Raw genomic sequence first — 20,254 nt, forward strand, 5'->3', positions numbered from 1 at the left:
TTGATTACACAACAAACTAACTGATATATTAGAAAATTTAGAACCTAGCGACTAATGAGATGTGAATTAATCAGTTTAATACAAGAAAAGGTGGAAAATATGGCACAAAATTCAAAAAGTACGCCGGTATGGCATGACACTGTTTTAGACAGTGAACAGCCAAAGGCGCCAATCAAAATTGGTATTGCTACAGGAATCGGAGCTTTACTTTGGTTAGGCCCCTACTTGGGTGTTAACGCGGTTTTACTTCCCGCAAAAGTTGAGCAAATCATTCCTTCACAGAAGGCTCAAGTTGTTGCCTTACTTGCTTCGGCCGCAATGATCGTTGCAACATTGGCAAACATTGTTATTGGTGGTTTCTCAGATTTAACCCGTTCCAGATGGGGACGTCGTACACCTTGGATCATTATCGGATCTGTTGGTAGTTTAATTACTTTAGCTTGGTTTAACATGTCCGGCTCGGTTCCAATGATGGTCATATCGTGGAGTTGTTATCAGATATTCCTGAACGCGATTGTGGCGCCATTATTGGCCTTCCTGCAAGACCAAGTTGCTCCTCAACATCGTGGGACAATTTCTTCAATCTATGCTTTCGGTTATGTTATCGGTCAGTATGGTGGTCAGGTTGTTGGTGCACAGTTCTTGGGTCATGTTGGAACAGGTATCCTGGTAATGGGCTTCCTAACATTACTTTCAGGACCGGTTGCTGCAATGATTGTGCGTGAACCTTCCAGTAAGGGCATGCCTAAGAAGAGCTTTACTTTCAATATGTTCCTGCAAAACTTTATTTTCCCATTGCACAATGCTAAGGATTTCTACCTTGCTCTCTTCGGTAAGATGATGATTAACACTGCTACTACAGCAATTATGGGTTACCAGTTATACATTTTGAGTGACTACATTAACTTGAATACAGCAGGTCAACAAAAGTATGTATCGATCATTTCAATGATCTTGATGGTAACTGCGATTGTCATGTCAATCTCTGCAGGTCCTGTTTCGGATAAGATGCACAGTCGTAAGGTGCCGGTATTTATTGCGGCATTATTAGTTGCTGTCGGCGTTATCTTCCCTGCATTTACAAACGCATCATGGTCAATGCTTGTTTATGGATTATTAGCCGGATTGGGAATGGGAATCTTCTTCGCTGTTGATCAGGCGCTTAACCTTGAAGTATTGCCTAACCCACAAACAGCTGCCAAGGATTTGGGGATTCTGAACTTAGCCAACACCGGTTCACAAATTTTAGGACCAATTGTTGCTGCTGCCATTGTTACTGCTGCTCATGGTAGTTACTTCGGAATTTTCCCGGTTTGTGCCGGCCTTGCCCTTGTCGGTGGTGTCTTGATTCTCTTTGTTAACGAACATCGTGATGTTCAAAATCAACAAGAGAAAGCTGAAGACTAATTTAACGGGTTTCAATCATTCTTGTTGGCTGTCATGCCTTCGCTGCCACGAGAATTAACATTAACTAAAATGTGAAGGCAAAAATAAACCAGAGGTGAAAAATTTATGAGTGCAACACAAATCGAAAGTACTCAAGATACGAAGCTCAAAGAAACGACTTTAAGTACGACAGACAAGAAGCTGCATAACAACCTTGAAGTTGGTACCGAAAAACGCCAAGAAATTTGGGGATTCGGTCAAACATTTAATGAACTGGGGACAGTTGCTTTAAACAATCTTTCTGAAGAAAAACGTAATGAAATTTTAGATGATTTATTTACACCGAAAGGCATGAACTACAACATCTGCAGAATTCCTGTTGGTGCCAGTGACTATGCATTGAACTGGTATAGTGCCGATGAAACACCTGATGATTATGATTTGGCAGACTTTTCAATTGAACGTGACAAGAAATACTTGTTGCCATATGTTAAAGCAGCTCAAAAGCGTAATCCAGACATTGTCTTTTCAATTTCGCCTTGGTCACCACCAACATGGATGAAGAGTCATCCGGTCTACAATTACGGAATCTTAAAGCATGATCCAAAGGTTCAACAGGCATATGCTGACTACTTCGTTAAATTCTGTGAAGCATACGAAGAAGAGGGCGTCCACATTAGCTGGATCTTCCCACAAAACGAACCACAACGTGATCAGAAATTCCCTTCATGTTATTGGACAGGTGAAGAACTTCGTGACTTTATCAAGAACTATCTTGGCCCAACTGTTGAAAAGTCTGATTTAAAAGATACCAAGATTTGGTTGGGAACTATTAACTCACCACTTGAAGACACTGAAATGACAAAGGACGAAACCACTGATTATCCAGTGATTACCGAAACGGTCCTTTCAGATCCGGAAGCATACAAGTATGTTAAAGGTGTGACCTATCAATGGGCTGGTAAATCAGTTCTGCAGCGAACGGTTCAATCTTTCCCAGAACTGGGATATCTTCAATCCGAAAGTGAATGTGGTAACGGAGATAATACTTGGACTTATGGTGAGTACGTCTTTAACCTGTTCCGACACTATATCAGTAACGGTGTCAACGGTTATATGTACTGGAACTCTGTCCTACAAGGTGGTTCAAGTACTTGGGGCTGGCTGCAAAACAGCATGATTTCAGTCGATACTGACAAAGGCGAAGCAACCAAAAATCCGGAATATTATGTCATGCGTCATTATGCTCACTACATTCAACACGGTGCCCACTTGCTATCATACGGTGGTCACGCTGCCGGTGAAGCAACTGCATATGAGAATCCTGATGGCAGTATTGTTGTGGTCATGTCCAACAGTATGAATCATGATCGCGATATTACGATTGATGTAAAGGGCCAGACATATAAGGCCAGCTTGAAAGAACACTCATTTAGCACATTTGTCTTTGATTAGATTTGAATAATTGAGGGACTAAAAAACGATGGGGGAAACGTTTGATAGACGCTTTTTCCCATTGTTTTTTATATCAAAATGAAAGCGGAATCATTTGCTTTTTTGAATTTTGTAGGGTTAGTTTTTAAGAAATTGGGATTGTTAAATTGAGAGGAGTATCTTCATGGTTAAAATATCACATATTCTTGGAACGGCGGTAGCAGCCGTTACCCTGTTATTTACTTTCTCGGTCACAAGTAAAGCAGATACAAAGCCGGCGGCAATTGATCCGGTTACCGTATATCAGGCGAAAAACGACGGAAGTGGTTTCTTGAATGGTAAGAATTATGGCGCTCTTTCACCAAGAGTCATTCAGTTAAAACATCAAGCCAATTCTGCGGATAATGGCAAATTATTAATGACCTTTGAACAGGTAATTACAAATAAAGCCGGAGAAACGGGACATCCCGTATTTCCGATTTATGAAAGTGATGATAATGGTGCAACTTGGAAACAGGTTGGTCAAGTTACTGAGACAAACAATAAGGATTGGGGTAAGCTGAATTGTCCCCAGTTATATGAATTACCACAGACAATCGGTGATATGACCAAAGGAACTATTGTCGTCGCCGGTGATGCAACACCTAATGACAGAAGTGCAACTGATTTGGAGCTCGATAAGAGTACCGATGGTGGAAAAACCTGGACATATGAAAGTACAATTGCTCAATCTGGTGGTAACTTTCTGTACGGTGATCCGGTTTGGGAACCCTACCTCATGGTCTATGACAACAAATTAGTTTGCTACTATTCAGATGAACGTGACAGCTCCGGACTTCCAGCCAAGTCCCAGGCAATTGTCCACCAAACGACCACTGATGGTAAAACTTGGAGTCCAATTGTATTTGATGCCAATCCAACTAAGTTGACTAATAAAGATCAACGTCCGGGAATGCCGATTGTGACTCAAATGAGCAATGGCGAATGGGTGATGACCTATGAACAATTCGGTGGCGGATCATCAGGTGCCAAGTTCAGTAAGGATCCTTTGAATTTTGATCAGGCTGATCCCGGCACAACAATTGCACCAAGTGGCGCACCATATATTACGACTCTTAATAATGGTGAATTAGCTTTCAACAACAACGGTAATGGCGGAAAAGTCTTTATTTTTAAAGATAAAACCAGCCTATTAAGAGGGACTTATCATCCAGATGCAACGTTTACGCCTAAATCAGGTCAAGCCTATAATCGTCAGTTGTTACCACTCGCAAATGGCATGCTTTTAGTTGCAAACGGTGGTGGAACAGGGAATACACCAAATGCAATTAAGGTTGAAACCCTAGATGCCAGTGACACTGTTCAGCAAGGCAAGGTTGTCATTCATTATGTAGATGAAAACGGTAAACAAATTAAGCCCGATGATACAACAACAGTCGGAACGGTTGGTACCAAGTATGATGTCACTGATAAGACCAAGTCATCAATTACCGGTTATCAATTAAAAGGTGTGACTCAGGGTCAAAATAATTTAGCAGGTAATTTTGGTGCCGATCCAATTGAAATTACAGTGACCTATACCACCAGTAATAGTGGCAGTGGTTCAACTGTTACGCCACCAGCGTCAAGCAGCAGTTCGAGTTCATCAAGTTCAGCGGTCACAAGCTCATCCTCTTCATCAACTGAAGCTTCGAGTTCAAGCAACGTGACTGAAAGCTCATCCAGTACCACTACTCCGGAAGCTTCAACGACTAAGAAAGTGACACCGTTCAAAATCATCGCAAAGAAAGCTTTGTATCGATATAACAGTACGACTTTTAGCAAAGCCAACCGAATTAAAGGGTATGCGAAGAAGTCAATTACCAAAGCACCGGTGTTTAAGGTTGTTGGAACGGCCAAGTCGGCTAATGGTGCTTTAAGATACCAATTAAGTGATGGCAGCTATGTGACTGCTAAAGCCGGTTATACGGTTAAGTTATACTTGACCAAGAACGTTAAGGCATTGAAAGTTATTAATGCTAAAGGGACATGGACCTATAAAACGACTAAAGCCACAAAGAAGAATGCAGTTAAGCATTTGAAAAAAGGGACTATCGTTAAAACCAAAAAGATTGTTAAGTCGGGAAGCACGACAAAGTACCAATTAACAAATGGTTATTATATTACTGGCAGTCGCCAATATGTTAAAGCACAGTTTTAATTGAACACAAGTGATAAATAAAGTACCTGGAGGGATTCTAGCTGCCAATTAGCAGTTAGAATCCTTTCCATACATAATCGTTTATAAAGCAATGAAAGAGGAGAAGCAAAATGGATTTGAAAAAAATAGATGAAATGATTAAAGCAGGCGATATTATGGGCGCAAACAATTTACTGGGACATCGCTATGAAACAAAGGGTGAACTGATCAGAGCCCAAATCAACGGGCGTTGGATTATTAATCTTTTTGACCATCAATTTAAGATCCCACGTGCCGGTGACTATACTGGATTTGTAAAGATTGCGGATCAGGAGCGAATCACGTCGATTACGGTCAATCGTCCTGGAAATCAGGATTCATCGGCAATTGTTTGTGTGGATTTATATGATTTCAATGAATTACCACATCGAAGCACATTAACAACGTCAATTGAGTGGATTGAGTGAAGACTTTATGGCGTGTTTATATTATAATTAAGCAGGATTAAAACTATCAATCTACAATTATATCGATAATATAAATGGGAGCGTGTTTTATATATGGGTTGGGTTAAGAGGTTGGCTTTATTAATTGGCACCATTGTGTTGGCTGGACGTGGGCGTATCGATCCTTTCCTTGGGATTTTATATAATTATTATAAGTATGATCAAAAAGTGAACATGAATGATGATAAATATAGACCGCTTACACAAGCTTATGAGGCCCGGATGCCGGAAGGGACTTCTCCAGATTATCCGGCAGCAGGGACCCTGCTATTTACACGAAGTTCAGCAAATTAAAGATGAAATCTATTTTAAAGGTAGTTTCAAAAGTTAAATAAAGTATTTATTTTAAATGTAGAGGATTGGAAAAATGAAAAAATTATTACTAATAAGCTTGGCATTTTTGTTTTCTATCTTTATTACACTTTCGGTTGCTAATCCGATTGCAGATGCAGAAGGATTACAGGAGCAAACCGGATCGACCATTCAAGTGTTATCTAAACCGACACTGAAACAACGACAAGAAAGTGGCATGAAAGTTGTTGGTGGTTCGTTTACACCTTATAAAAATGGATATGTTGCAGGTACTTTGGGTGATCTGATGCACCGGGGCGATAATATTGAAATAACCGGGACCGGATATTTGAGAATTCGGACAGAACTGGAATTCTGGTATGGCATTGGGAAAATTTCAATGCCGGAAATTAGTGCGCAGACAAAGGATACTAAAGTTCAATCAGTAGGTGAAGGGTATCAGTATTTTTCAGAGTCATCATACAACCAAAGTGACGACACCCCCGGAATTGGGTATAATGACCGCTTTATTTGGTTTTCGGGGACGATTAAAATTGGTGAGTTGGAGAAGATTTCCGGATATAATGCTCAATATAATATTGGTGTTAGTGATGTTTCTTTTAATCAAGTTAATAATGGAACTGCAGTTGTTTATGATACAAGTGATGGTATCTTACCAGCTTATAGTTATAAGCTGATTAGTCGTGGGACGGGTAATGACGGTTATATGGATGATCAACTGGTTGAAACCAGGGATCGTCAATTTGACACAACCGGAAAATATGATTCGACAACAGCTGATAATGGTGCTACTGCCCAAGATGTTGTTTACAGAGGTGAAGATGAGGAAACTGCTAATCAATGGTGGACATTCATTTATGCAGGTGATCAGGATGGTAATCATTATTATCGAATCTTAAATGACTTGACCGGTAAATATTTATCTGTAGCTAATAACAACGCAGGATACAATGTGATCACGGAAGATGAAAATGCATCAAGCCAAAGTCAACTGTGGGCAATTAATAAGGCTGATAATGAAACTAATCCTGACTTGTCTAATCATATTTCTACTGCGATATATGATACCTTTCAGAATAAAGCGAGTGGGCTTTATTTAACGGATGATGGCAGCAGCCTTAGCCAACAGCCACTCGGAAAAGTAGGAACGGCTCTTTTTATGCCACGTTATACTAAAGGCTATACAGATCACGATGGTGATGGTTTCCCAGATAGCCTGTTACCGGCATTTCGACTGGATAGCACAAAATATAAGCGATATGAAGCTGAATCGTTGGATAGTAGTAAGTATGCTGCACAGGGAACTGATGCAGAAAGGAATTGGCGGGGAAATGAAGATGTTTCAGGAACTCGTTTTGTCAGATTAAGCCAAACCAATCCAACCTTAACTGAGACGGTTAACGTTCCTCAAACCGGTCCTTATGATGTCTTAATTCACTACGGTTCCAATTCTGATGTTAGTAGTCCGGTTTACGTGAAAGCACAGTTAGCAGATGGAAAAGAATACTATGTCGCTAATGACGGCAAAACGTCAGCTGTCTCCGGGGATAATCTTGATGATAGTTTGGCACAGCAGACGTTAGTATTTACGAATAATTCCAGTTACCCAAGTGGCGCTCATAATAGTACAAGTCACAAGTTTCTCCTTTGGTTCTCAGATGGTAGTATAAAGCAGACTCAATTATATCTGCATGCTGGGAAAAATGAAGTGACAGTTACTGATCCATCGGGTTCGACCTTGGATTTGGACTATTTGGATGTGGCATTGAAAAGTTCTGATCCGGTCACGGATACGAATACAGGCACAAGTACAGGCACAGGTACAAGTAGTACAACAAGTACGGCAGTACCTAATAATACTGATCCCGCACAGACAACTAATTCAAACTCATCTTCGAACTCGGCTGATGGGACTACAGGTTCCGAGCCTGTCACAACAAGTCAGTCTTCAAGTAGCAGGCCAACCACGAAAAAAGCAAGTGTCAGTAAAAAGTCAAAATTCAGTGCTTTTACGGGTTATGCAAAACATCTTATTTATGAATATAACAGCACGACATTTTCAAAAAAAAGTCGAAAGAGTAAAGTGTTAAAACACGCGTCATTCAAAGTAATAGGCGTTAAAAAGTCTGCTTCTGGGCTGAATCGTTATAAATTGAGTAATGGTCGCTATATAACATCTAATGATAAGTTTGTTGATAAATTATATTTGACAAAGAAAAAGAATCAAGCCAAAGTGATTAATAAACACGGTTTATACGAGTACAAAAAAATTGCTTTTTCAAAGGGAAATCGGGTCTGTTACCTTCACAAGGGGACCGATATTGCAGTAAAAAAGATTGTTCACTTTAAATTGACAACTAGGCTTCAATTGACAAATGGACACTATGTAACCGGTAGCAAACTGTTTGTTAAGAATATCCAATAATAAATGTCGCAAAAGTCGTGATTGTAAACTGTCACGACTTTTTTGACCTTTATGACAAATAATGTCCGATGCAAGCTTATAACTAGCTATCAACGCAAACAGATTACCTATAAAATAGTGGTTGTAATCTAGATTGGGTATTGTTTTTTATGTATTATTGTAAGCGTTTAACACTATTTAGCATATGCTTTTACGTTGAAACCATGGAAAGGATAATTATTTTTATGACAACCTATTATGTTTCAAAAAACGGTAGCGATCAAAACGATGGTCACAAAGATAGTCCGTTTTTAACCATTCAAAAAGCGGCTGATGTTGCAATTGCGGGGGATACAGTGACAGTTCATGAAGGTGTTTATCGTGAATGGGTCAAACCTCTCAATCCGGGACTCAGCAGCCGGAGACGAATTGTTTATCAAGCAGCCGAAAATGAACACGTTGTTATCAAGGGCTCCGAAGTTATTGAACATTGGGAAGAAGTTGGTGATCATATCTGGAAGACCAGTGTTGACAATCAACTATTTGGTGACTTCAATCCATTTGCAAAAGCTGTTTGGGGAGACTGGCTAACGTCAATAGATCATACCAACCACCTTGGAGCGGTTTATATCGACGGTAAAGCAATGTTTGAAGCCCATTCACGTGAGGCGCTTGAACATCCAAAACAACGTCAAACAGTTGAAAACTTCTTTACGCATGAACAATTACCGGATTTTTATTCCGATGATACAAAATACTTGTGGTATGCAGACGTACAAGAAAATCGAACGGTCATTTATGCCAATTTTCAAGGAATCGATCCTAATACTGCCTTGACTGAAATTAATGTTCGACCATGTTGCTTTTTCCCGGAAAGGACAGGCATCAACTACATCACCGTTCGAAATTTTGAAATGGCTCAAACGGCTACGCAATGGGCACCACCAACTGGTGAGCAGCAGGGACTAATCGGCCCTCATTGGAGTAAAGGCTGGATCATTGAAGATAACGTGATCCATGACTCAAAATGCAGTGGTATTAGCTTGGGCAAGGAATTATCAACGGGGGACAGTTATTACTATCGCCGCTTTGATAAGCCCGGATACACCTATCAAATTGAGACGGTTTTTGCTGGAGAACATAACGGCTGGTCTAAAGACAATGTCGGCAGCCACATTATTCGTAGAAACCATATTTATAATTGTGGTCAAACCGGTATTGTGGGTCATATGGGCTGTGCTTTCAGTCAGATTTATGATAATGACATTCATGACATTGCCACGCGACACGAGTTTGAAGGATGGGAGATTGCCGGCATCAAACTGCATGCAGCTATTGATACTCAAATTCGTCATAATCGAATTTACCGGTGTTCACTCGGAACCTGGTTGGATTGGCAGGCACAGGGCACCCGGGTCCGCCAAAATATTTATTATCATAATGGTATGGATTTCTTCGTGGAAGTTTCTCATGGGCCATTCTTAATTGAAAATAATATTTTTGCTTCCAAGTATGCGTTGAGACATCTCTCGGACGGCGGAGCCTATGTGAATAACATTATTGCAGGAGATATGCTGGTTGATGATGTTCGAAATCGGTCAACGCCGTATCATTTACCGCACAGTACGACTATTAAAGGGATGACACCGGTTTACGGTGGCGATGATCGCTATTTCAACAATATTTTTATCTCTCGCGAAAAGGCTAAACACTGTGGGACAGATATGTATGATGGTCATCCACAATCATTACAGGCCTATATTGATGACGTTCAAACTCAGGCACCAACCGATCTTGAGGGGTATGAAGCAAAGAAGACACCGGTTTATATTAATAACAATGCATATTTTAACGGTGCAAAAAATTACGCTGATGAGGCAAATAAATTATCCGATCCATCGTTTGACTCGAAATTTGCTATTGAGGAGCGTGGACGGTCGCTTTATTTAACGATTAATCTTCCTGAAGCCTACACCGTTTTTAAAGTACCGGCTAAAGTAACTGATACATTACCACATGTCAGGCTTGTGGATGCCGACTTTGAGCAGCCGGATGGATCACCATTAAAGATAAATACGGATCTGCTGGGTCGTGTTGCCGATGATCATGTTCTCACAGGGCCAATCCAGTCATTAAATAGTGGTGAAAATCACATTAAGATTTGGTAGTTGACTTTTTAAATTAAAGTGGTCCGCTGCCTTAACCCCATTCGAGAATGACCACTTTATCAGCCGGTTTTTCTAAAAATGGCAAGAGGGTGCGCACAACCCGTGTTGGAAAGTTAAGCTGGTAGATGGATTTAATAATGGTAAAGTCCCAAGAGAATCGTTCTAATCGATTTTCTTGGGACTTTTTATGTAACATCAGGAAGGAGTTCTTCAAGTGTTTATAAAAATGATGGCGAGCTCTCACCATTAGAAGTAGGCTGTTACGAACAAGTAGGCGGCCAACCCGAAAGCAGCAATGGAAATTAAGGCCCTCAATAGGTGAATGTTTGCGTGGCGAACAATAATCGGACCCGTGTAGCCACCAATGAGAAGGCCAAAGCCTAAAGGAATAACAAGCAGCCAATCAATATGCGACTTGAAGATGAAAATGATGGTCGCAATCAGATTACCGGCAAAGGCAATCACGTTTTTCATGGCGTTAACAACGGCAAAACGATCATCGGTAATGACCGAGAGAATGGCAAGAAAAATAACGCCGCCGGCAGCACCGAAATATCCCGTGTAGGCACCGACCAGGATAATACCAATTAAACTAATCAGTGACACCCACCACTTCTTTTCAGGGGAGGAATGGGCTTCTTTTAGTTTTGAAGTAGAAACGTCCTTTTTCCGACCTGAAAGAAATAGTAAAATACCGGCAAACAGAATGAAGAAGGGGACAACTTTCTCAAACGAAGAAGCGGGTGCAACTAACAGCAGGATACTACCACCAATACTACCGATTAAAGATAACACAATAAAAATTGATAGTTTTTTCCAATGACCGCGAAGTTCTTTAAGCGAGGAAGCAGTTGCACCAATTCCGGAAAAGATCAGTGCAGTCGTATTAGTGACGTTTGCGATAACCGGTGGCAGGCCAACGGCTAAAAGGGCAGGATAGGAAACCAGCGAAGCGAGTCCGGCTACCGAGGCTAACAGGCCAGCCGCAAATCCGGCAATGATTAAAAAGATAAATGTCAATATCAAGGTAGAAGCACACATCCTTTCAGAAAGTAAGATACTTCTAATATACTACTACCAATGACTTACTTTTAAAACAGCTCTGGCAATCCCCATGGTCAAATTCAAAGTGTTTGTTTAGGTTTTGATGGTATCCAAATCAGTGTCACGAGAGTTAAACATCAGCTTTTGTCAGGCTTAAACTTTGCTGGGACATCCCAAGTCAGGCAGTGTACAGAACCGCCAGTAGTTGAAATTTGAGCTACATCAATGGGCACGACTTTTTTAGTCGTCTGTTGTTTAATGATCTTTAGGACTTTAGCATCCGTTTTAAGACCATAATGTGGGACGTAAATGGTCTTCGGTGTTTCCAACATGTTGACGTATAGGCCTTTAGCCGAAGCAATTTTGGTATCATACTGCCCCTTTGATGTATAGGCAGAAGGTAGGAGAACAAATTTCGCACTGGGAAGTTGTTTTCTAATTAGCTGCTCGATCTTTTTAACTAATTTTTGATTCCCAGAGAAATCGCTAATATATAGTTTCCGGGCAGTGATAAATTTAACCATCCCATCGGCATGCCCCAACACGTCTCCGGGTTCGGTGGGGATAAAAATGACATGGTTAACGGCTAATTTTGTCTTTAGCTCCTTAATAATTTCAGTGCGGGACCAATTGGGATTGTCCGTGAAAACGTGGGTGGTTAAGATAACGGTATCACTGTTATTCCAAATCAAATTGCCACCGTCAAGGACCAAGTCACTGGTTTGATAATTGAATTTTTCCCGGTTGAGCCACGTACGAAATCGTTGGTCTAAATAATGACGATCTGCCTTTTTTAGATAATTTGGACTGTAACGGAATTTGACCATTTTAGTCGTGATTACCGGTGCCACATCCCGGAGCCAAATGTCATCATAGGTGAAATTGCTGGTTCGATGGGCTAATGGTTGCTTGGTAATGGTGAGGACGTTATTTGGATCCTGTTTGGCCAGTTGACTGTCGAAATGTCGTAACGCTTTATTAAACGGTCGATAGTAAGTGTCACTAGGCTTGGGTAAGGCGGTATAAATGGTCGGCTGGTTTGCAGCAGCCGTTTGGGTGACAGAAAGTTTGCTTGTACCGGCTAATAGGCAGCCGGTAAAGATCATGATTGCTAAAATGCCAGTTCGTTTACGCATGATGATGTCCTCCAATTGAGTTATTGGCATCATGATAGCATGGGCTTTTTTTATTAATTTTATAAAAAATATTATAAGCGCGGCTAAAGAGAAAACTGCCTATTGACAAGGTTGGGTTATATATAAATTAAAATATTAACTATATAAAATAGTGTTGGATAAAGAGACGTTATTATACAAACACAGCTCTGGACATCTTCGTAATGAGGATATCCAGAGCTGCGTTTGATTATTTAGACAACTGAGTTGCTGATTTTTGCTTAGTCTTGATTGCTTTATTAAGCAGATAAACAAATAACAGAGAGATTGCTGCGTATACTGCAGCGCCCACACTGATTTTATCCAAGCCGACAATGCCAACCATTGATGAAGCAGTTGCTGATCCCAGTGAAATACCGAAGTTGAAGAAGATTGAGCTGAGGGATGACGCTAATACTAATGATTGTGGGTAATCCGATTCGGCAATATTTAAAAAATGCAGCTGAATTGGAGAGTTCAAAACCGTGACAATCAACGTTAATATCAAAATAATCGCCATTCCCGTGATTTTATTCTTCAATCCAAAGGGCATCAGCAATAATAAGATAATATCAGCCACGTAAAACTTTGGCATGGTCCTGAGTGGATTGGGCTTTTCAGCGATTGCTCCCGACAAGCGGTTACTTAAGATGCTCATGATACCAATGATGAATAACAGCCAATTCAAACTGGTGATGCTGAAGCCCATCGAGGTTGTCAGCAGCGGACGAATGTAAGTGTAATAAGCATACATTGTCGCAGCGGTGAACAAGACCAACACAATGCCGATATAGATTCTAGGGTCAAGAAGCAGTGTCAGTTGATTTTTAATGGAGCTCTGCGTTTGTTTAACTTTCCTGGGTAATATAAAAATTAATAGAATAAATGTCAAAATAGTGATAACTGAAATACTGAAGAACGTATAACGCCAATTGTAACTGGTACTGATAGCTACTCCAATCGGTACCCCGAAAACGGAAGCGATGCTAAAACCGGCGAAAATCCAGGAAACCAAACTGGCTCGTTTGTTTCTTGGCGCAATGGTGCTGGCAAATGTCATTACCAATGAAATGATTGACCCGGCAGTTGTTGCGGTGATGATTCGCGAAACAACCATAAACAGATAGCTGGTCGATAAGCCGCTAAGCGTGTTGCCAATCAGAAAGACAATCATTAATGATAATAGTGTTTTATACCGACTGAATCGACTGGTAAGAACCGTAACAAAAGGGGTACTGACCGCATAAACTGTCGCAAAGATTGTAACCAGGTAACCCATAATTGAGATTGGGACTTGAAATTGCTTTGATAGATCCGATAATATGCCGACAACAATGAATTCGTTACATCCCAACATGAAAGCAACGAGCACAAAGACGATTGATTGTATTTTGAATTTAGTCACGGTAGTTCCCCCTTGTTAGTGATGGTAATGATTGACGTATAAAAGCGCACCTTTTACAGATTAGCATAAAACGATTGAGATTGGGGAACTTTTTCTTGAAAAAAATTGTCAATCAGGACACAAAAAGGGACCACAAGCAACCAAACGATAGAAAGGTCGGTTTGTGGTCCCTTTTTGAACCAAGTAAGCTGTTAAATTAGTTGTCGGCGTTTGCAGAAACCATACTTCGTTGATGTAAATAAGTAATGCCACCAAAAATAACGGTCCAGGCAATTGCACCAAGTGCTCCGATGATATCTTGTGGAATGAAGAATAAGGTCATAAAGATAATGGCAAAGAAAGCGATCGTGAGGGGACTGGTAAATTGATACCAAGGCATCTTAAAGCCATCCGCCAAGAAGTCGCTGGATTCCCGATATTTTCGGTGTGCAATCATGACTAATGCATAAACAATAATGTACATATCGTTTGAAGAACCGGCCACGATCGTAAAGACGGCCCCGGTAGCGCTGGTCAAACTTAATAAAGGCGTCACCAGCAGTAATAATGCGGAGATCTTAATAGCCGCTGCAGGAACACCGCTTTTGGAAATCTTTGCAAAGTGTTGATGCATCCAACTTTCTTTTGGTAATTCGGTTGCCAGTTGGTAAAAATGACGACCGGCAGAGAAAATAAAACTATTGAGTGATGAGGAGGCTGACGTTAGAACCACAAAGTTAATGAAGGCTGCCGCAGCAGGTAATCCAGCCAATTTAAAGACTTGAACAAAAGGACTGCTTTGAGGTGTTAAATGTGTCCAAGGAATAATCCCCATGATCACAATCATGGCACCAAAGTAGAAAATCAAAATTTTGAGTAGGGTTTCATTAACCGCTTTTTTGATAATCCGATGAGGGGTCTTTGCTTCACCAATGGTAATGCTGACAAATTCAATCCCCTGAAAGGCAAAGAAAGCCATTGGGAATGCTGAAATGAAGCTTAGTCCACCGTGTGGGAACATACTGAAATGATGGAAAAGATTTTGAACGGATGCATGTCCAAGTGGTGTCAGCGAATGGCTGGTCATCATGAAAATACCAGTTACAATCAAAGCAAGAATGGCGATGATTTTGATTAGTGCGAACCAGAATTCCGCTTCACCAAAGATTTTGGCTGCAATTAAATTAACTGAGACCAAAACACCCAGGAAGACGACTTGAATAAGCCAAGCCGGAATATTCGGAAACCAGAATTGAGTATAAGTCGAAATAGCTGACAGCTCGGCCATGCCACAGAAAGTAAGTCCCAACCAGTATGTCCAGCCGGTAAAATGGCCCACTGTCGGACCTAAATAGCGAGTAATAAATGATACGAAAGTATGTTGGGAGGGATCGGAGTAAAGCATTTCTCCGATAGCCCGCATCATTAAGAAGAAAAAGATTCCTAAAACTAAATAAACTAATAGAATTGATGGCCCGGTTTTACTAATGGTTGTCCCGGATCCTAAAAATAATCCTGTTCCGATTGTCCCGCCGATGGCAATCATTTGTACGTTGCGGTTGCTTAGAGAGCGTTTCGTCCCATCGGCATTTTCAGTAATATGCGATTTTTGCATGCATAGATTCCTCCTTGAAAGTGATGGAAAATGATAATTTTAAATTAGAGGCCCTCTAATTAATCTGGCATTATCCTAACATGACAGCGTCGAAAAACGGCTGTTTTCAAGGAATCTTTTTACATGATTTTGTAAATTGAGAAAATTTTTAATGAAAAAAAGGCAAATAGGGAAGCCTGCCTATGAAAATGAAAAATAAGTGTGCGGATCAAAGCGGTTAGTACCCAGAGTATAAGACGTCAATTTGGGAAATCCTGGGTTTGGATTTTTCAAATCGATCTCTTATATGGAGTGGTGCTGCTTTGAGGAGCAGTCCTAATAAGTGTGCGGAACAAAGCGGTTAGTATTCGGAGTGTAAGGCGTTCATTTTAGAAATCCTGATTTTGGATTTTTGAAATGAATCCCTTACATGCAGAATGCTGCTTTGAGGAGCAGTCCTAGTCTAGTGTGCGGAACAAAGCGTCTAATGTTCGGAGTGTAAATGGTATCTAATCCGACTTTTTTTCGGGTAATTTCAAGGGTCGTGGTCCGATATTTGTTGTAAAGGCCACGTTAGTATGGGTATTACCGAATTCTTTTAATGATGCGTTGAATCGATTAAGCTCGATCATTGTTTTATAAAAGACCTTTAACTGAACGGATGCGTCCCCGGTGATAAAGTTACATTCCACAACGTTGGGAACTTTTGAAATGAACTTAACGAATTTGGGCAGTTCCTTATAACTTACATCAATTCGAACGAAAGCTTTTATTAAATAGCCCAACTTTTCGTAGTTAACGGTGGCGGTGTAGCCGGTGATAAAACCGTGGTTTTCTAAATTTTGCAGTCGAACAGAAGCGGAAGGGGCAGAGATAAAACATTTTTCAGCAATGCTTTTTATTGAGACCCGGCCATCCTGCTGGACGATATTAAGAATTTTTCGATCAAGTTTATCCATTGAATTGTGTCTCTTTTCTTAAGTTAAGTGGAGATTCTTTCCTTATACTATCATTCTAATCGGTACTTTGACGAGTTGAGATAAAAGGCTTTAAGGCAAATTAAATAAAAAAGTTCATGAAAGGGCTTGCAATTTTGCTGACTATTTTCTATAATATGATTTGTAAGTTGGTTGTGTGAACGAACTAATTAAAGATGAACAAAATTGGAGGACTTCTTTATGGCTTATTGGAATGTTGATAAAATCAAGTATGTTGGTACCAAAGATAAAAAATCTGGTTTGGGTTTTCAGTATTATAATCCAGATGAAATGATCGGCGGCAAGAAAATGCGTGACTGGTTACGTTTTGCCGTTGCATACTGGCACACATTCGACCAACGTTTGGTTGACCCGTTTGGTGATGGAACTGCTATTCGTCCTTATGACAAGTATACTGATCCAATGGATTTGGCTTTAGCTAAGATTGATGCCGCATTTGAATTTTATGATAAATTAGGTGTTGATTTTCTTTGCTTCCATGATCGTGACCTTGCACCAGAAGGCGACACGCTTCGTGAAACCAACAAGAATTTAGATAAAGTTGTTGATAAAATCGTTGATTATCAAAAGACTTCCGGCATGAAAGTTCTTTGGAATACATCGAATTTATTCACCAATCCTCGATTCGTAGAAGGTGCCGGAACTTCTCCATACGCTGATATCTTTGCCTACTCAGCTGCTCAATTAAAGCACAGTCTGGAAATTGGTAAGCGGGTTGGTTCTGAGAACTATGTTTTCTGGGGCGGTCGTGAAGGTTACGAATCACTCTGGAACACCGATATGAAGCGTGAACAGGAACATGCTGCCAAACTATTCCATATGGCCAAAGATTATGCTAATGAAATTGGTTTCGATGCTCAAATGCTTCTTGAACCAAAGCCAAAGGAACCAACGACTCACCAATACGACTTCGATGCCGCAACCACAATTGCCTTCATGAAAGAATACGGATTGGATAAAGATTTCAAGCTCAACTTGGAAGGTAACCATGCCAACTTGGCCGGTCATACTTATCAACATGAAATCCGTGTTGCTCGTGAAGCAGGTTTGCTTGGATCATTGGACGCCAACCAAGGTGACAAGTTAATCGGATGGGACATTGATGAATATCCTTCAAATCTTTATGAAACAACTGCTGCTATGACAGAAGTTGTTGAGAATGGTAGCATCGGCCCGCGTGGTGGTTTAAACTTTGATGCCAAACCACGTCGTTCATCATTTGAACCAAATGATTTGTTCTATGGCCACATTGTTGGTATGGATAGCTTTGCTGCCGGCTTAAGAGTTGCCGTTGCTATGAAGGAAGATGGCGTTCTTGATAATATCGTTAAGAACCGTTACAGTTCATTTGATTCAGGTATCGGTGCCGAAGTTGAAAGTGGCAAAGCAACTATGAAAGAACTTGAAGACTACTCACTCGACAAGACACAAAAACAATTGCGTGACGCAACTCATTCCGATCATCTTGAAGAGATTAAGGACACAATCAACCATTATATTATTCAAACACTAAAATAGTGTGCGGAACAAAGCGGTTAGCATCCGGAGCATAAGGCGTCAAATTGGGAAATCCCGACCTTGGATTTTTCAATTTGATCCCTTATGAGGAGTGATGCTGCTTTGAGGAGCAGTCCTAAAGAAGTGTGCGGAACAAAGCGGTTAGCACCGCTAAATAATTTTAAATGAAACATTAATTGTTACCCCCAGAGAAACAAATTGCAAGATAGATAACATATAATAAAGAGGAATGGAACTCACCTTCCATTCCTTTTTTCGAAGAAGAGGAGGAGTTATTATGACCGAGTGCGTCTTAGGCGTTGACCTGGGAACCAGTGCGGTTAAGGTCTCCGCTGTTACCAAAGATGGTGACATCATCGCTCAGGAAGGGATGGATTTCCCATTGCGCCAACCGAAGCCGGGATATGCAGAACAGGATCCCGAAGATTGGGTGAGTGCAACGACGGTAGCGATTGTTCGACTTATTTTAACTGATAAATTAAAACCTGAAGAAATCAAAGGGATTAGTTATTCTGGCCAAATGCACGGATTGGTTCTTTTGGATAAAGACAACCAAGTTTTGCGACCGGCAATGCTTTGGAATGATACCCGTTCTACCAAGCAGCGTGAAGAAATCATGGCAAAAATGGGTGATCGCTTTATCGAAATTACCCATAATCAACCATTGGAAGGATTCACCTTGCCAAAGCTATTATGGGTAAAGGAAAATCAACCGGAAATTTTTGCAAAAGCAAAAACGATGTTGCTTCCCAAGGACTATGTACGTTTTCGAATGACCGGGAACTTAGCCATTGATTATTCTGATGCAACGGGAACAGTGATGTTGGACGTTGAAAAACAGCAGTGGAGTCAGGAAATCCTTGATGCCTTTGATATTCCAATGAGCCTGTGCCCATCATTGGTTCGTTCAATTGATGATACAGGGAACATTGATGATTGGTATGCTGAATATTCCGGACTGTCTACAGATACCAAAACTTTCGGTGGTGGTGCCGATAATGCCTGTGGTGCCGTTGGTGCCGGTATTGATAGTCCAACCAAAGTGTTATCCAGTATTGGGACATCCGGCGTGATTTTAAAATATGAACCAAATAAGGAGACCAACTATAATGGTGTTTTGCAATATGAGGATCACGCCATTCCGGATGCTTTTTACTCGATGGGCGTGACACTTGCTGCCGGTTTTTCATTAAGTTGGTTCAAAAAGACGTTTGCAGCTGACGAGGATTTTACGTCAGTTGTTGAAAGTGCTGCTAAATCAACCGTTGGCGCAAATGGACTATTATTTGCACCTTACATCGTTGGTGAGCGGGCGCCGTATGCAGATGCCGATATTCGGGGAAGCTTTATTGGCATTGATGGTATTCATAAGCGATATGATTTTGTTCGAGCGGTCTTGGAAGGCATCATTTTCTCGTTCAGAGATTTAATGGACGAATATGAAGCTAAGGGCAGTCAGTTTGATACGGTTGTTTCCATTGGTGGTGGTGCAAAAAGTCCACTTTGGCAACAGATTCAAGCTAACATTTTTAACACTCGGGTTGTTTCTTTGAAGAATGAGCAGGGACCCGGTCTTGGTGCTTCAATGTTGGCAGCCGTTGGCTTAGGCTGGTTCAAGAGCGTTTCCGAGTGCACTAAAGTTTTTGTCCAATTTAAAGATGTTTTCTTGCCCGAGCCGGCAAATGTGAAGAAGTATCAAAAATTGCATGAGATTTATAAAAAGATTTATCCAAGTACTAAAGAAATGACGCATGAATTAGTTGATTATCGACGAGAAAATCAAGAAAAATAAATAGTAAATCTACTGAAGTAACCGTTAGCATTTTGGGACGGTTATTTTTTGTATAAACATCTTACACTCCGGTTTATCCCCAGGTTGGCTCCGCACACTAGATTAGGACTGCTCCTCAAAGCAGCACCGCTCCTTATAAGAGATCGATTTGAAAAATCCAAGCCCAGGATTTCCCAAATCGACGTCTTATACTCCGGGTGCTAACCGCTTTGCTGCGCACACTAAATTAGGACTGCTCCTCAAAGCAATGTTCTGCATGTAAGAGATTCATTTCGAAAATCCAAAACCGGGATTTCCAAAATGAACGTCTTACACTCCGAACATTAACCGCTTTGCTGCGCACACTCTAAAATTAAAATTGCAACATACAACTATTCTCGC

14 protein-coding genes are annotated in these 20,254 nt (G+C 40.8%); 9 read left to right on the top strand and 5 right to left on the bottom strand.

Annotated features, from left to right (window positions below):
* Positions 1–99 precede the first annotated feature (99 nt).
* From GQR93_RS01875 to GQR93_RS01905, 7 genes are all read left to right on the top strand, one after another.
* The gene (locus GQR93_RS01875) at positions 100–1,407 is read left to right on the top strand and encodes an MFS transporter (RefSeq protein ID WP_035444268.1); all 1,308 of its coding nucleotides are present in this window, start codon (positions 100–102) and stop codon (positions 1,405–1,407) included.
* 105 nt (positions 1,408–1,512) lie between these two features.
* The gene (locus GQR93_RS01880) at positions 1,513–2,841 is read left to right on the top strand and encodes a glycoside hydrolase family 30 protein (RefSeq protein WP_003551806.1); all 1,329 of its coding nucleotides are present in this window, start codon (positions 1,513–1,515) and stop codon (positions 2,839–2,841) included.
* Positions 2,842–3,004: 163 nt separating this feature from the next.
* A complete protein-coding gene (locus GQR93_RS01885; protein WP_003551809.1) occupies positions 3,005–5,020 on the top strand; it encodes a DUF5776 domain-containing protein in 2,016 nt (671 codons plus the stop codon).
* A 110-nt stretch (positions 5,021–5,130) separates the two neighbouring features.
* Positions 5,131–5,466: a hypothetical protein gene (locus GQR93_RS01890; protein WP_003551811.1), complete on the top strand. Its 336-nt coding sequence runs from the start codon at positions 5,131–5,133 to the stop codon at positions 5,464–5,466.
* A gap of 93 nt (positions 5,467–5,559) precedes the next feature.
* Positions 5,560–5,799: a hypothetical protein gene (locus tag GQR93_RS01895; RefSeq protein WP_003551813.1), complete on the top strand. Its 240-nt coding sequence runs from the start codon at positions 5,560–5,562 to the stop codon at positions 5,797–5,799.
* A 73-nt stretch (positions 5,800–5,872) separates the two neighbouring features.
* Positions 5,873–8,242, top strand: coding sequence for a DUF5776 domain-containing protein (locus tag GQR93_RS01900; RefSeq protein WP_003551815.1), 2,370 nt, complete (start codon positions 5,873–5,875; stop codon positions 8,240–8,242).
* 224 nt (positions 8,243–8,466) lie between these two features.
* Complete coding sequence (locus GQR93_RS01905; protein ID WP_035444269.1) at positions 8,467–10,389, top strand: right-handed parallel beta-helix repeat-containing protein; 1,923 nt, start codon at positions 8,467–8,469, stop codon at positions 10,387–10,389.
* 246 nt (positions 10,390–10,635) lie between these two features.
* Here GQR93_RS01905 and GQR93_RS01910 read toward each other — a convergent pair whose 3' ends face one another.
* From GQR93_RS01910 to GQR93_RS01930, 5 genes are all read right to left on the bottom strand, one after another.
* Positions 10,636–11,430, bottom strand: a complete 795-nt coding sequence (locus GQR93_RS01910) for a sulfite exporter TauE/SafE family protein (RefSeq protein WP_003551820.1) — start codon at positions 11,428–11,430, stop codon at positions 10,636–10,638.
* Positions 11,431–11,570: 140 nt separating this feature from the next.
* The gene (locus GQR93_RS01915; protein ID WP_225430374.1) at positions 11,571–12,569 is read right to left on the bottom strand and encodes an agmatine deiminase family protein; all 999 of its coding nucleotides are present in this window, start codon (positions 12,567–12,569) and stop codon (positions 11,571–11,573) included.
* A gap of 229 nt (positions 12,570–12,798) precedes the next feature.
* Positions 12,799–13,992 (bottom strand): MFS transporter, encoded by a 1,194-nt coding sequence (locus tag GQR93_RS01920; RefSeq protein ID WP_003551824.1) that lies wholly within the window; start codon positions 13,990–13,992, stop codon positions 12,799–12,801.
* Positions 13,993–14,188: 196 nt separating this feature from the next.
* On the bottom strand, positions 14,189–15,586 hold the full coding sequence (locus tag GQR93_RS01925) for an amino acid permease (protein WP_003551826.1): 1,398 nt from the start codon (positions 15,584–15,586) through the stop codon (positions 14,189–14,191).
* A 488-nt stretch (positions 15,587–16,074) separates the two neighbouring features.
* Entirely contained in the window at positions 16,075–16,524 is a 450-nt protein-coding gene (locus GQR93_RS01930) for an Lrp/AsnC family transcriptional regulator (RefSeq protein WP_003551828.1), read from the bottom strand.
* Positions 16,525–16,743: 219 nt separating this feature from the next.
* Between GQR93_RS01930 and xylA the strand changes: the two genes are divergently transcribed.
* Together xylA and xylB are read left to right on the top strand one after the other, a co-directional pair.
* Complete coding sequence (gene xylA / locus GQR93_RS01935; RefSeq protein ID WP_003551830.1) at positions 16,744–18,081, top strand: xylose isomerase; 1,338 nt, start codon at positions 16,744–16,746, stop codon at positions 18,079–18,081.
* Between the two features lie 277 nt (positions 18,082–18,358).
* Positions 18,359–19,873, top strand: a complete 1,515-nt coding sequence (xylB, locus tag GQR93_RS01940) for a xylulokinase (RefSeq protein ID WP_003555377.1) — start codon at positions 18,359–18,361, stop codon at positions 19,871–19,873.
* Positions 19,874–20,254 lie beyond the last annotated feature (381 nt).

It is taken from the genome of Lentilactobacillus hilgardii (assembly GCF_009832765.1).
Taxonomy (GTDB): domain Bacteria; phylum Bacillota; class Bacilli; order Lactobacillales; family Lactobacillaceae; genus Lentilactobacillus; species Lentilactobacillus hilgardii.

What these genes read in the sequence shown, in the direction of transcription:
- GQR93_RS01885 (WP_003551809.1), top strand. Translation starts at nt 3,005, where the DNA reads ATGGTTAAAATATCACATATTCTTGGAACGGCGGTAGCAGCCGTTACC.
- GQR93_RS01895 (WP_003551813.1), top strand. Translation starts at nt 5,560, where the DNA reads ATGGGTTGGGTTAAGAGGTTGGCTTTATTAATTGGCACCATTGTGTTG.
- GQR93_RS01930 (WP_003551828.1), bottom strand. Translation starts at nt 16,524, where the DNA reads ATGGATAAACTTGATCGAAAAATTCTTAATATCGTCCAGCAGGATGGC.
- xylB (WP_003555377.1), top strand. Translation starts at nt 18,359, where the DNA reads ATGACCGAGTGCGTCTTAGGCGTTGACCTGGGAACCAGTGCGGTTAAG.
- GQR93_RS01925 (WP_003551826.1), bottom strand. Translation starts at nt 15,586, where the DNA reads ATGCAAAAATCGCATATTACTGAAAATGCCGATGGGACGAAACGCTCT.
- GQR93_RS01915 (WP_225430374.1), bottom strand. Translation starts at nt 12,569, where the DNA reads ATGCGTAAACGAACTGGCATTTTAGCAATCATGATCTTTACCGGCTGC.
- GQR93_RS01890 (WP_003551811.1), top strand. Translation starts at nt 5,131, where the DNA reads ATGGATTTGAAAAAAATAGATGAAATGATTAAAGCAGGCGATATTATG.
- GQR93_RS01900 (WP_003551815.1), top strand. Translation starts at nt 5,873, where the DNA reads ATGAAAAAATTATTACTAATAAGCTTGGCATTTTTGTTTTCTATCTTT.
- GQR93_RS01905 (WP_035444269.1), top strand. Translation starts at nt 8,467, where the DNA reads ATGACAACCTATTATGTTTCAAAAAACGGTAGCGATCAAAACGATGGT.
- xylA (WP_003551830.1), top strand. Translation starts at nt 16,744, where the DNA reads ATGGCTTATTGGAATGTTGATAAAATCAAGTATGTTGGTACCAAAGAT.
- GQR93_RS01875 (WP_035444268.1), top strand. Translation starts at nt 100, where the DNA reads ATGGCACAAAATTCAAAAAGTACGCCGGTATGGCATGACACTGTTTTA.
- GQR93_RS01910 (WP_003551820.1), bottom strand. Translation starts at nt 11,430, where the DNA reads ATGTGTGCTTCTACCTTGATATTGACATTTATCTTTTTAATCATTGCC.
- GQR93_RS01880 (WP_003551806.1), top strand. Translation starts at nt 1,513, where the DNA reads ATGAGTGCAACACAAATCGAAAGTACTCAAGATACGAAGCTCAAAGAA.